An 11,707-nucleotide genomic window follows, 5' to 3' on the forward strand; every position below is an offset into this window, starting at 1 on the left:
ATGGCGAAATGAAGAATTTTAACGTTTAGCAACCGACTTGTGTATTGAAGAACTCAATGAAAATATCGCCTATAAAGGTTCCGTTTTATAATAATTTACCAAAAGCGCTACTACATGATTGTAACTCTTTATCCCGGCTGATTGGCTATTAGCTTTTAAGTAGGTATTAAACGTGAGTTTAAAAAGCGGTTCGAATACGTTTTGATGATTGCGCCAAAACATCCTTGCCTCTTCATAGTTTTTGAGAATTCCCGGATTTACTTTTTCCAAATATGAATCAATAAGTTCAGGCTCTCGTCGGCTAATTTCATTCAAACAATGCCTTAAGGCAAAAGTATAACCTGAGTATTTAAAATATTGATCCTTATTATTAATCGACGCCAAATAACCTAAGAAGTTTGCTTCGTTTTCTGCACTATATCCTAGTTGGTGGGCTTCTTCATGACAACTGGTTGTCGGAAACTTATGTCCCGGTATCATATAATCTACATGACCTTCTTGAGTGAATGGATTTAAATATCCACTAAATCCCATGTACGTTAAGGGGTAACTAAATAATGATTTTTTTATACTCTTAGGTTTGTATTCAAGCTGTGGATATTTCTTACTTAAAACAGCATAGCCTTCGGGAGTTTTTTTAAACACTTCAGATAAGGAATGCGGAATCTTAACAGGAATCGTATCATTTTTGGTAATACTTGTATGCAGGGTATTATTCTTTTCGATCAAAATATCGGTAAAAGCCAATAATTCTTCGGTAGTGTATTGGGGGCTAATTCCCAATGATTTATACAGAGGAAGTCTGTAATAATTCATTCCCCAAAGCAAATGAAAAATGAAATAAACTAATGACACTCCAACAAATACATCAGTAAAAAATGCCCGAGTTGACGAAAAGAATTTCTTGCCATTTTTGATCAAAAATCGAACAATCATTACGATGGCAAGCGCATATAATATATCACCAAAAGAGAAAGGAAGCCAACCAAGCAAATATCGAAACAGCTTAGAGATGAATGGATAAAGGCCTTGGCTGTAGTACTTTTCTACAAATTCAGGGAAACGAGCTAATGTTTTCACAATGATCACTTGCGGAATAATAGATAGCGCAATAATGATCTTGGTCTTTTTTTGCATGTAGCTAAAATAGGTTTTTATCGATTTATGAGGGCGTATTCAATATTTTTGCAACTCGGTATATTAAAGTTAGCAAAGCATAAAAATATGAATTCTGAAATAATACAACTAGAACCCACAGAAATATGGAGCAATTTTTCAAAATTAAATGCTGTCCCACGTGCTTCCAAAAAAGAGGAACGCGTTATTGCTTTTATTAAAAATTTTGGGGAACAGTTGAAGCTTGAAACAGTAGTCGACCATGCTGGAAATGTAATCATACGCAAACCGGCTACCCCTGGTATGGATGATAGGAAAATGGTGGTCATGCAATCGCATTTGGATATGGTACATCAAAAAAATAATGATACTATATTCGATTTTGATACGCAAGGGATCGATATGTTTATTGAAGGTGATTGGGTGAAAGCGAGAGGGACGACCTTAGGTGCAGACAATGGCTTGGGTGTCGCAACTATTATGGCAGTTTTAGAGAGTGCCGATATTGAGCATCCGGCTATTGAAGCGTTGTTTACTATTGATGAAGAAACAGGGATGACAGGTGCTTTTGAATTAAAAGGAGGTTTGTTAAACGGTGAGATCCTACTTAATCTAGATACAGAAGAAGATGATGAAATAGGTGTAGGCTGTGCAGGCGGTATTGATGTAACAGCAACAAAAGATTATGAGACTGAAGAAAAACCCGAAAACACCATTGGTTTTAAGATAACAGTTAAAGGTTTGCAAGGAGGTCATTCTGGGATGGATATTCATAAAGGGCTTGGCAATGCAAACAAGATCATGACTCGCTTATTATTTGATGGTTTTGAGAATTTCGGATTGCGAGTTCAGTCATTTGATGGCGGTAGCTTACGCAACGCCATTCCTAGAGAAGCTGTTGCTTTGGTAGTTGTTGATAAAATGCATCGGTCTTCTTTCCAATTTGAGATGAAACAACAGGCTGATCAGATTAAAAAAGAACTTCAGGCGATGGAACCCGAGTTAGAAATTGTATTGGAAGAAAACGATGCTACAGACCAAGTAATGGAACTCGGTATTCAAGAGGGTATCATCAAAGCGCTATATGCAGCCCAAAATGGAGTGTATCGAATGAGTGCTGATATACCGGACCTAGTTGAAACTAGTAATAATATAGCAAGAGTCCAGATAAACAAAGGTGCTATTCAAATAGGATGTTTGACAAGATCATCGGTTGAAAGCTCGAAAATCGATTTGGCAAATAGTCTAAGAGCAACTTTTGAATTAGTTGGGTGCGAGGTTGAATTTTCTGGGGACTATCCAGGGTGGACACCCAATATGAACTCTCCAATACTAAAAATAATGTCGAAGCTTTATGAAGAACTTAATGGAGAAAAACCAAATGTTGCTGCTTGTCATGCGGGCTTGGAATGTGGTATTTTAGGCCAAAACTACCCGGATATGGATATGGTGTCTTTCGGACCAACTATTAAAGGTGCGCATTCACCTGATGAACGGGCAAGCATTTCTTCAGTTAAAAAGTACTGGAAGTTTGTGCTAGAGATTTTAAAGAATATTCCTGGAAAATAAACATTAAAAAAGGTGCTATTTCAGCACCTTTTTTATTTGTGTTGCAAACTAAATGTTATTCTGGCTCATTTTCGAATCCGAGAATTTCCAGATCGAAAACTAAAGTCGATCCACCTGGTATAGGGCCGTAGTTGTTATCGCCGTATCCTAAATGTGGTGGAATAATCGCGCGAACTTTATCACCGACCTTCATCGATAATAACGCTTCTCTAAATCCAGCAGCTAACTGTGCTTCAGGACTATATTCCATTGGGAACGGAGTCATTGGATGTCTAATCTGTTTTGCAACGCCAAATTCTTCAGCAGCTTCAGTAACGTTAGTATCAAAAAGGGTAGCGTCTTTAGCTAACCAACCCACGTAGTTAACCATTACTCGTGGCCCACCTACTTTAGGTTTTTCGCCCCCACCGTTGACAAGTGAGACTACTTTTAGACCAGAAGGGAATGTTTTTGCGGTTTTTTCTTGCTTAGCAAGGGTAGCTAAAAAATCAGATTTTGCCTTTGTGATTTTCGCTGCGACCGCCTCCTTTTCTTTTTTCTCATCTTCTAAGGCTTGGGTAAAAACTTCAGCCGCATCAAAGTTTTTAGCATCACTACCAACCTTAATGATCTCTACTTTGTTTATTACCATAGGGGTTGTAGGTTTCGTATTGCTTACCTCTGTTGCAGCAATACTGTCTACAACAGCAATACCCTTAACAACCTCACCAAAAACAGTATGAACGTTATCTAGCCAAGGAGTTGCCTTGTGTGTTATAAAAAATTGACTCCCATTGCTGTCGGGACCGCCATTAGCCATTGATAACACTCCTTTGCCGCCGTGTTTTAAGTCAGGGTGAAATTCATCTCCGAATCGGTATCCCGGGTTACCAGAGCCATTACCGTTAGGGTCACCACCTTGTATCATAAAGTCTTTCATAACCCTATGAAATGTTAAGCTGTCGTAAAAGGGTTTTCCTTTAAACTTATCGGCTACAGCAGGATTATTTCCCTCAGCCAGTGAAACAAAATTAGCCACTGTTTTAGGTACTTTTTGGTATTCTAATTTCAAAAGAATGTCACCTTTAGTAGTTTGCATGTCAGCGTACAAACCATCATCAAGATCTTGATATTTGGCCGATTTGCATCCTACAACCAATAAGGCTACTAATAGAATAATATGGTTTACTGTTTTCATTTATGTAATATTAAAATTTGGTTTTTATTCAGTTTTTTCCTGTTCAATACTATGTACACTTACAATTGCTTTCACAGGAGTGTTCGTAGTTATTTTCTTATTGTCTCCATGATAGCCGTATACTTGGTTTGAAGGAAATAGAAATATAATTTCTTCATTAGCTTTCATCAGCTTAATGCCACTTCGCAATCCTTCTATGATATTTTGTTTATCAACATAATATTCTTGCTGACCAAGTTCTTCCTTCGAATAAATCACTTCGTTATTTAAGCTACGCAGTTCGTAATCAAAGGTTACTTTATCCCCGAATGTTGGTAGTTTGGAAACCACATTACTTTTCGTTTTATAATAATACCAATATCCATTCTCTGAAGCAATGTAGTCGTTTAAACTATCTTGTTTAATGATACTTTTAATAAGGGCTTCTTCTTTAGCCACTAACTTTTTATTTCGTTCAACGGACTCCTTCAAAAAAGATCCACTTGATATTGAAATTGGCTTTCTTGGAATAGGCTTACTACATGAGAGTGTTAGCGCAACCATGATTATAAAAACAATCAATCTAGTCTTCATAGGCCTCGTATAATTGGGTTTTATAATCAGGTAAAATGGCTTTAAACTTTTCAATAGTTGCTTCCATAGTGTGATCACTTCGACCACCTGCTGCGTTATCATGGCCGCCTCCATTAAAATGGTTGCGAGCAAATTGATTTACAGAAAAATCTCCTTTTGATCGCAATGAAAGCTTTATAAAATTATCTTGTAAGTCTTCAATAAAAATGACTGCAAACACAATTCCTTCTAGGGATAAGCCATAATTTACAAAACCTTCAGTATCACCTTTTTTAAAGTCATGGGCATTTAATTCTTCTTTTGAAAGTGATATAAATGCAGTTTTATAATCTTCAAGTACTACCAAATTCTTCAATGCGCAACCCAATAGCTTCATGCGATTTGTGCTATTGGTATCGGCAATTTTCGAATGAATCTTAAAACCATCAATACCGGTATCAAGCAGAGCGGCCGCGACACGATGCGTGGTTCCAGTAGTTGAAGCAAATTTAAATGAGCCGGTGTCGGTCATAATTCCCGTATACAAACAGGAAGCAATATTTTGATCGATTAATTTGATGTCTCCCAGCATATTAATAAAGTGGTATACCATTTCACAAGTTGAGGACATGGTGGTATCACTATACATATAGGTGGCGTAGTCTGCTGGTTGCTGATGATGATCAATCATAACACATGGGGCTTTTGCTTCTTCCACATCTTCGCCCATAGCGCCAATACGACTCAAGTGATTAAAATCTAACGTGAAAATCAAAGTAGCATCATTAATGAGGTCAATAGCGTGTTTCATCGTCTGATCATATTTGATAATTCGCTCCTCCGTCGGCATCCATTTCAGAAATTTAGGATAATCATTAGGTGCAATCACATGACAACTATGCCCTAACTTTTCTAAGTATAATGCAAGTCCTAAAGTCGAACCGATAGCATCACCATCTGGATTTTTATGCGGAATGATTACCACCTTTTGCGGTGAACTTAGCAGGTTTTTAAGGGCTTCTAGCTGGTTTTTATCCATAAGGGGCTAATATACAAATTTAATACACGCTTAACCTTTAATATGCTAATTTTGGAAGTAAACTCGATAGCAATGAAACGCATCTATCTACCACTTATTTTGTTACTATTTATTAAATGTAGTTTGATAAATGCACAGAAAGAAAAATTTGACTTTACCGTGGCATTTGGCTCTTGTAACAATCAAATCAGGACCAATAATTTATGGGATGATATTGTACAGGTACAACCGGATGTATGGATATGGGGCGGAGATAACATTTATTCCGATACGTATGACATGTCGGTGTTACGGTCAAATTATAACCTACAATTGGGAATAGATGGATATAAAAAGTTACGATCAATGACCCCGATAATGGGAACCTGGGATGATCATGATTATGGAAAAAATGATGGTGGCGTTGAATACAAAATGAAAAGAGAAAGCCAGCAGTTGTTTCTTGACTTTTTAGGAGTAGCTAAAAACAATGCGAGAAGAAAACAAGAAGGGGTTTATACATTTAAAGATTTTCATACAAAAAAGGGAAGTGTTCGAGTTATTGTTTTAGATACACGATATTTTAGAACAGGACTCACAAAAGCTAGTGGAAAAAAAAGATACCGACCCAACAAGCCTGGAGAAGGAACAATCTTGGGTGCAACGCAGTGGAAATGGCTCAGGCAAACACTTGAAGATAGCAAAGCGAATTTCAATATTGTTGTAAGTAGCATTCAAGTATTAAGTGGTGAACACGGTTTTGAAACCTGGGCAAATTTTCCGGCTGAACGTGATATGCTGTTTCATCTTATTGCCAATTCTGGTGCAAGGGGAGTAATTGTATTATCAGGCGATCGTCATATATCAGAATTTTCGAAAAAGGAAAGCATTATGCTGCCTTATCCGTTGATCGATTTTACCTCAAGTGGATTAACTCATGCCTATAAAAACTTTTCAGGAGAACCTAATAGCTTTAGGGTTGGAGAAGTTGTACATACTGAAAGCTTTGGGGTACTTCGTTTTAATTTTGGCACGAATACAATAAACATGCAGATGATTGGGGACAACAATGAAGTGCTCAACAGCTTGAGTCAGACTTTTAAATAACCGAGAGTTTAGTGTAAATATCACATGTAATTTGAACAGACTATTTCTTTACAGAAACTTTTTGTTTTAACAACTTTAAAACTGTCATAAAGTATTACTTTTGCACCACATTTTAAAAAGTAGAAATGGCAACAAACAGAACATTTACAATGATAAAGCCCGATGCAGTTGAAAATGGGCATATCGGAGCAATTCTTGAAAAAATCACAGCAGCAGGATTTAAGATAGTTGCGATGAAGTTCACTCAACTTAGTAAAAGAGACGCGGAAGCTTTTTACGCTGTACATAATGAGCGCCCATTTTTTGGTGAGCTAGTTGAATTTATGACAAGAGGCCCGATCGTAGCTGCTATTTTAGAAAAAGATAATGCAGTCGATGATTTTCGTGCATTGATTGGTGCTACGAATCCGGAAGAAGCAGCAGAAGGGACCATCAGAAAATTATTCGCTACTTCAATTGGTGAAAATGCTGTACACGGTAGTGACAGTGACGAAAATGCAGCTATCGAAGGCGCTTTTCATTTTTCCGGAAGAGAGATATTCTAAGAAATTATAATTCGATTTAAAAAAGCCATCTAAACGTAGATGGCTTTTTTTATCGTAACACCAGTTTACTAACCAGACTTTTACCAATTTCTTGATTGATCATATCGATGATCTTTTGTTTTCCGTAGCTTAGCTCTTCTCTCAGCGGTGCAGATCGTAGTGAAATATACAGGGTGCTTCCCTTTAGCTGCACATCGTCAGTGTAAGCAGCGACCGCTTGACCCATCATTTGTGTCCAAATATCTTTAACCTGTACCTGGTCAAGACCTTTTTCAAGCTTATTGGTGCTTACAAAATCTTTAAGCACATCACCTATGGTCTGTTCTTCTCTATTGCGTTTTTTCATTACCAAGGTTTAATGGTTCATATCTTTTGTAATAATACTGCAACCCTCGATCATTTTGAAGGATCATTGACAGACTATCAGCCTTTTTTACATAATCTTCCCAATTAGCGATTTTGTTTTTTTGTACGATAAATAAGCTATCATTTCTAATGATCAACTCTATTGCAGATTGGTTTTCGTTGCTCAAGAATTTACCATTTAAGGTTGGAGTTACTTTTTTTCGATAACCAATTGTAGGGGTTTCTAAATAAATAAAATCGATCGTACTACTAATAGTATATTCTTTTTTCTCTCCTTTAAACAACACTTTTTCAATTTCCCAATAACCGTCAACCCACTGCTTTTGGTCCTCTGGGGACGATTTTTTCGAGCATCCATAACAAAACACAAGAATAATCAAAACGAACAGTCTTTTCATAGCTTGAATATTTTATATGATTGATGCGTTTTACGTACTACTTTTTCCGTCCGGTCGGCATGGGTGTCGGAAATGAAAATTTGCCCGAAATGGTCATCATTTACTAAAGACACAATATGAGAAACTCGCTCTTCATCTAGCTTATCAAAAATATCATCAAGCAACAAAATAGGATTCACGCCTGCTTTTTCTTTAATAAAGTCAAATTGCGCCAACTTTAAAGCAATTAAAAAACTTTTTTGTTGACCTTGCGACCCAAACTTCTTTATAGGGTATCCCTCTATTTCAAAACCCAAGTCGTCTTTATGAATGCCCTGGCTTGTATATTGTAATGCTTTGTCTTTGTTTAAAAATTCTTTAAACAATATGGCTAGGTCACCATCATGCAATTGCGATTTATAAGTTAATCCTACTTGTTCACTACCACTAGAAATAGCTAAGTAGCGATCTATGAAAATAGGAACAAAAACGGCTAAAAACTCTTTTCGTGCCTTATAAATAGGTTTCGAAAGTTCATCTAATTGCTGATCGTAAATGTCAAGGTTGTTCGCATCAAATGTATTATTGGCGGCAAAATACTTAAGTAAAGCATTGCGTTGTTGTAATACTTTGTTGTAGGCAATTAGGCTAGATAAATACTGTTTGTTTTGCTGGGAAATTACACTGTCTATAAAGCGTCTTCTGGTGTCGCTGCCTTCAATAATTAAATCACGGTCTGCTGGGGAAATAATGACCAATGGTAAAAAACCAACGTGGTCAGATAATTTCTCGTAAGCCTTACCATTGCGTTTGATAATCTTTTTATTTCCTTTTTTAAGACTACAGATAATCTTTTCTTGCCGATCATTTTTTTCAAACTCACCATCGATCACAAAAAAATCAGACCCATGCATAATATTTTGAGTGGCTACAGGATTAAAATAACTCTTTCCCATAGCCAAATGATAAATGGCATCTAAGGCGTTGGTTTTGCCAACACCATTATTACCAACTATACAATTAATCTTTGCATCAAGCTCAAAATCTTTCGATTCGAAATTCTTATAATTTATCAGTGATAACTTTTTAAGATGCATTAAATGAGTTTATATATGTGAGAAGGCCTTAATTGATGGCAAATATAAATTGCAAAATATCGAAAAATTCAATAAATATTATATTTTTGCCCCGCATAAAAAATGACAAATGGCAACGTATAAAAAACGCGCTAGTAAAGATAAGAGAGCAAAGAGCCAAAAGGATTTGGTTGAAGAGCAAAGTACTACCGCCGAAGTTTTCAATACTCTTGATGAAACGGCTGGTAAGACAGAAGCATGGGTAGCTAAGAATCAAAAATATATTTTCATATTTATTGGTGTTATTGCCTTAGGAGTTTTGGGATATTTAGGTTACAATGAATACGTTCAAAAGCCAAAAGAAAAAGAAGCTGCCAATGAAGTTTACCAGGCAAATGAATTTTTTCAGGAAGCGATGACCGGAAGCACAGCAGCAAAAGATTCTTTACTTAACTTGGCGTTGAATGGCGGTGAAGGTAAATTTGGGCTAATCGATATTATCGAAAACTATTCAGGTACAAAAGCAGCAAATTTAGCGAATTACAGTGCCGGGATTGCTTACTTAAATTTAAAAGATTACACCAAAGCTATCGAGCATTTGAGTGATTTTTCATCGGACAATGCTGTGTACGGAGCGGTAGCTAAGGGTAGTATTGGTGATGCATTTATGCAATTGAATCAGCCTAAAGATGCACTTGAATATTATGAAAAAGCGATTGCGCATAATGCAAATGACTTCACAACACCAAAATATTTATTAAAGGCAGGTATTGCTGCTTTGGAAGCAAAAGATTTTACCAAGGCGTCTGATTTTTTCAATCGAATTAAAGAGGAATTTGAGAACAGTACTGAGGCTAGAAATATTGATGTATACATAGGTCGGGCTTCAACCACTAAATAATGGCAACGGCAAATAAAAATTTATCAGATTACGATAAGGCAACAATCCCTAACGCGAAAGACTTTCGGTTTGGGATAGTTGTTTCTGAATGGAACGATACTATTACCGAAGGATTGTATAAAGGAGCTGAACAAGCACTATTAGATAATGGGGTTCCAAAAAGTAGTATCGTTCGTTGGAATGTTCCAGGAAGCTTTGAATTAGTATATGGTTGTAAAAAAATGATTCAGACCGATAAGGCTGATGTCGTTATTGCCATAGGAAGCGTTATTCAAGGTGAAACTAAGCACTTTGATTTTGTATGTAGCGCTGCAGCTCAAGGTATTAAAGACCTAAATGTGGAATATGACACACCTGTAATCTTTTGTGTGCTCACAGATAACAATCTGCAACAAGCCATTGATAGAAGCGGAGGAAAGCACGGTAATAAAGGTACCGAGGCTGCTATTGCTGCTATTAAGATGGCGACATTACGATCTAATATCTAGATTATTAATTTCATGATCCTTCTATTGTAAGTGTTTGGTTTCTTCCATTAACAAGTACAACGATTACTCTTCATAAGATTTATTTTCTTAGAACGGTTTTCAGTCGTGAATAGGCTTTTTATCTAAAAAGATTTCTGATAATCGGGACATTATTTTATCACTTGAATTCGGCTGAAACATAATAAAGGACTTTTTTATCCTTTTTATGACGAATGTCATATCTTTCTTCTAATACAGCATATACTTTTGGTTGAAATCTTAAATCAGCCGAAGTCATGAAATTCATATTTAGAAGTATTGTTCTCCTTTTTACTCTGGTGATGTTTAGTTGTGGAGGAAAAGAAGAAAAAAAGAAAGAACAGATACAGATAAAGCGAAAAGCAGATGTTGAGGTCAAAGCCCAAGAAACTGCAACAAACGAAGTGCCAGCATCTCAACGAATTACATTGGATAATAAAGGAGTTGGTAAGATAAAATCGCTACCATTGGACCCGGAGATCAATCAGGAAATGGTCACCCGCGGAGCGGCTCTCTTCAAAACCAATTGTACTGCATGCCATAAACCTGATAAACGTTTTATTGGCCCATCTCCAAAGGGAATTATGAAAAGGCGCAGCCCAGAGTGGATCATGAATATGATTCTTGATCCTCAGTTAATGGTAGAACAAGATCGATGTGCAAAAGACTTATTGGTTGAATTTAACGGGGCAGCAATGGCCAACCAGAATATAACCGAAGAACAAGCGCGTGACATTCTGGAGTATTTCAGAACCTTAAACTAATAACATATGAAAACAAGACACCCTAATTGGCTCTTGAGCGTGCTCATCATGCTTTTATTGCTTTTTGTAATCGTTGGATGTAAGCAAGGAGCCAAGACAGAAAAACAAGAGACTCCCGCAGTAACGGAATCAGCGGAGACTTCTAAACAAGGTCAAGCATTCATTGCAGATGACGAATCGACGCCCAATGTACTTCAAATAGCAATGGGTTCACCAGATCATACTACACTAGTAGCGGCAGTGCAAGCTGCTGATCTTGAAAATGAACTTGTAAATGCCGGCCCGTTGATGGTTTTTGCTCCCACAAATGCTGCATTTGATGCACTCCCGGAAGGAACGGTAGCCGACCTACTTAAACCAGAAAACAAAGATGCCCTAGCCAATATTTTAAAGCACCATGTAACACCCGGTAACTATAGCAAGGACTTCCTGAAAAAGTTTAAAAAACTAGGACAAGCTAATGATCAAAATACCACCATAGAGGTAAAAGGTGATGATGTTTATGTAGGTGGGGCAAAGATTGTTGCAAGCGTAAAAGCAGGCAACGGTATTGTACACGTGGTAGATAAAGTAATCCTACCGCCTAACGGAGAATGAAAAGTATAGAAACAAATTAGTAATCATAAATACAAA

14 protein-coding genes are annotated in these 11,707 nt (G+C 36.9%); 7 read left to right on the plus strand and 7 right to left on the minus strand.

Translation table 11 applies throughout. The features are described 5' to 3' along the window. Positions 1–69: 69 nt before the first annotated feature. The gene (locus tag ABN763_RS10950) at positions 70–1,137 is read right to left on the minus strand and encodes a DUF3810 domain-containing protein (protein ID WP_410485506.1); all 1,068 of its coding nucleotides are present in this window, start codon (positions 1,135–1,137) and stop codon (positions 70–72) included. An 87-nt stretch (positions 1,138–1,224) separates the two neighbouring features. Between ABN763_RS10950 and ABN763_RS10955 the strand changes: the two genes are divergently transcribed. After that, positions 1,225–2,685, plus strand: a complete 1,461-nt coding sequence (locus ABN763_RS10955; RefSeq protein ID WP_410485507.1) for an aminoacyl-histidine dipeptidase — start codon at positions 1,225–1,227, stop codon at positions 2,683–2,685. Positions 2,686–2,740: 55 nt separating this feature from the next. On the opposite strand, the gene ABN763_RS10960 is transcribed toward ABN763_RS10955, so the two are convergent. From ABN763_RS10960 to ABN763_RS10970, 3 genes are read right to left on the minus strand one after another with little or no spacing between them, the layout of a single operon-like run. Further along, positions 2,741–3,862, minus strand: coding sequence for a peptidylprolyl isomerase (locus ABN763_RS10960; protein ID WP_410485508.1), 1,122 nt, complete (start codon positions 3,860–3,862; stop codon positions 2,741–2,743). 24 nt (positions 3,863–3,886) lie between these two features. Next, positions 3,887–4,435 carry a gliding motility-associated peptidyl-prolyl isomerase GldI gene (gene gldI, locus ABN763_RS10965; RefSeq protein ID WP_410485509.1) on the minus strand — a complete coding sequence of 183 codons (549 nt, stop codon included), beginning with the start codon at positions 4,433–4,435 and terminating at the stop codon, positions 3,887–3,889. Next, positions 4,425–5,453: a DHH family phosphoesterase gene (locus tag ABN763_RS10970; protein WP_410485510.1), complete on the minus strand. Its 1,029-nt coding sequence runs from the start codon at positions 5,451–5,453 to the stop codon at positions 4,425–4,427. Before ABN763_RS10970 ends, gldI begins: the two co-directional genes overlap by 11 nt. Positions 5,454–5,525: 72 nt before the next feature. Between ABN763_RS10970 and ABN763_RS10975 the strand changes: the two genes are divergently transcribed. Together ABN763_RS10975 and ABN763_RS10980 are read left to right on the plus strand one after the other, a co-directional pair. Continuing rightward, a complete protein-coding gene (locus ABN763_RS10975) occupies positions 5,526–6,539 on the plus strand; it encodes an alkaline phosphatase D family protein (RefSeq protein ID WP_410485511.1) in 1,014 nt (337 codons plus the stop codon). A gap of 125 nt (positions 6,540–6,664) precedes the next feature. Then, a complete protein-coding gene (locus ABN763_RS10980; RefSeq protein WP_410485512.1) occupies positions 6,665–7,084 on the plus strand; it encodes a nucleoside-diphosphate kinase in 420 nt (139 codons plus the stop codon). 49 nt (positions 7,085–7,133) lie between these two features. Here ABN763_RS10980 and ABN763_RS10985 read toward each other — a convergent pair whose 3' ends face one another. The 3 genes from ABN763_RS10985 to recF are packed head-to-tail and all read right to left on the minus strand — an operon-like array spanning position 7,134 to position 8,924. Beyond that, entirely contained in the window at positions 7,134–7,430 is a 297-nt protein-coding gene (locus ABN763_RS10985) for a DUF721 domain-containing protein (protein WP_410485513.1), read from the minus strand. Beyond that, positions 7,414–7,848: a hypothetical protein gene (locus ABN763_RS10990; RefSeq protein WP_410485514.1), complete on the minus strand. Its 435-nt coding sequence runs from the start codon at positions 7,846–7,848 to the stop codon at positions 7,414–7,416. Before ABN763_RS10990 ends, ABN763_RS10985 begins: the two co-directional genes overlap by 17 nt. Beyond that, the gene (gene recF / locus ABN763_RS10995; protein WP_410485515.1) at positions 7,845–8,924 is read right to left on the minus strand and encodes a DNA replication/repair protein RecF; all 1,080 of its coding nucleotides are present in this window, start codon (positions 8,922–8,924) and stop codon (positions 7,845–7,847) included. The genes ABN763_RS10990 and recF overlap by 4 nt, the downstream gene beginning before the upstream one ends. Positions 8,925–9,033: 109 nt before the next feature. Here recF and ABN763_RS11000 point away from each other — a divergent pair, with 109 nt between their 5' ends. The 4 genes from ABN763_RS11000 to ABN763_RS11015 all read left to right on the plus strand — a co-directional run bounded on the left by ABN763_RS11000 (position 9,034) and on the right by ABN763_RS11015 (position 11,671). After that, on the plus strand, positions 9,034–9,804 hold the full coding sequence (locus ABN763_RS11000) for a tetratricopeptide repeat protein (protein ID WP_410485516.1): 771 nt from the start codon (positions 9,034–9,036) through the stop codon (positions 9,802–9,804). Further along, a complete protein-coding gene (ribH, locus tag ABN763_RS11005; protein WP_410485517.1) occupies positions 9,804–10,292 on the plus strand; it encodes a 6,7-dimethyl-8-ribityllumazine synthase in 489 nt (162 codons plus the stop codon). The genes ABN763_RS11000 and ribH overlap by 1 nt, the downstream gene beginning before the upstream one ends. Positions 10,293–10,567: 275 nt before the next feature. Next, complete coding sequence (locus tag ABN763_RS11010) at positions 10,568–11,074, plus strand: cytochrome c (RefSeq protein WP_410485518.1); 507 nt, start codon at positions 10,568–10,570, stop codon at positions 11,072–11,074. A gap of 6 nt (positions 11,075–11,080) precedes the next feature. After that, positions 11,081–11,671 (plus strand): fasciclin domain-containing protein, encoded by a 591-nt coding sequence (locus tag ABN763_RS11015; RefSeq protein WP_410485519.1) that lies wholly within the window; start codon positions 11,081–11,083, stop codon positions 11,669–11,671. The last annotated feature ends 36 nt before the right edge of the window (positions 11,672–11,707 follow it).

The organism is Spongiivirga sp. MCCC 1A20706 (assembly GCF_046524175.1).
Classification (GTDB): Bacteria; Bacteroidota; Bacteroidia; order Flavobacteriales; family Flavobacteriaceae; genus Spongiivirga.

Bases quoted from the DNA above. Each gene is read 5' to 3' on its own strand.
- ABN763_RS10950 (WP_410485506.1), bottom strand. From the start codon at position 1,137: ATGCAAAAAAAGACCAAGATCATTATTGCGCTATCTATTATTCCGCAA.
- ABN763_RS10955 (WP_410485507.1), top strand. From the start codon at position 1,225: ATGAATTCTGAAATAATACAACTAGAACCCACAGAAATATGGAGCAAT.
- ABN763_RS10960 (WP_410485508.1), bottom strand. From the start codon at position 3,862: ATGAAAACAGTAAACCATATTATTCTATTAGTAGCCTTATTGGTTGTA.
- gldI (WP_410485509.1), bottom strand. From the start codon at position 4,435: ATGAAGACTAGATTGATTGTTTTTATAATCATGGTTGCGCTAACACTC.
- ABN763_RS10970 (WP_410485510.1), bottom strand. From the start codon at position 5,453: ATGGATAAAAACCAGCTAGAAGCCCTTAAAAACCTGCTAAGTTCACCG.
- ABN763_RS10975 (WP_410485511.1), top strand. From the start codon at position 5,526: ATGAAACGCATCTATCTACCACTTATTTTGTTACTATTTATTAAATGT.
- ABN763_RS10980 (WP_410485512.1), top strand. From the start codon at position 6,665: ATGGCAACAAACAGAACATTTACAATGATAAAGCCCGATGCAGTTGAA.
- ABN763_RS10985 (WP_410485513.1), bottom strand. From the start codon at position 7,430: ATGAAAAAACGCAATAGAGAAGAACAGACCATAGGTGATGTGCTTAAA.
- ABN763_RS10990 (WP_410485514.1), bottom strand. From the start codon at position 7,848: ATGAAAAGACTGTTCGTTTTGATTATTCTTGTGTTTTGTTATGGATGC.
- recF (WP_410485515.1), bottom strand. From the start codon at position 8,924: ATGCATCTTAAAAAGTTATCACTGATAAATTATAAGAATTTCGAATCG.
- ABN763_RS11000 (WP_410485516.1), top strand. From the start codon at position 9,034: ATGGCAACGTATAAAAAACGCGCTAGTAAAGATAAGAGAGCAAAGAGC.
- ribH (WP_410485517.1), top strand. From the start codon at position 9,804: ATGGCAACGGCAAATAAAAATTTATCAGATTACGATAAGGCAACAATC.
- ABN763_RS11010 (WP_410485518.1), top strand. From the start codon at position 10,568: ATGAAATTCATATTTAGAAGTATTGTTCTCCTTTTTACTCTGGTGATG.
- ABN763_RS11015 (WP_410485519.1), top strand. From the start codon at position 11,081: ATGAAAACAAGACACCCTAATTGGCTCTTGAGCGTGCTCATCATGCTT.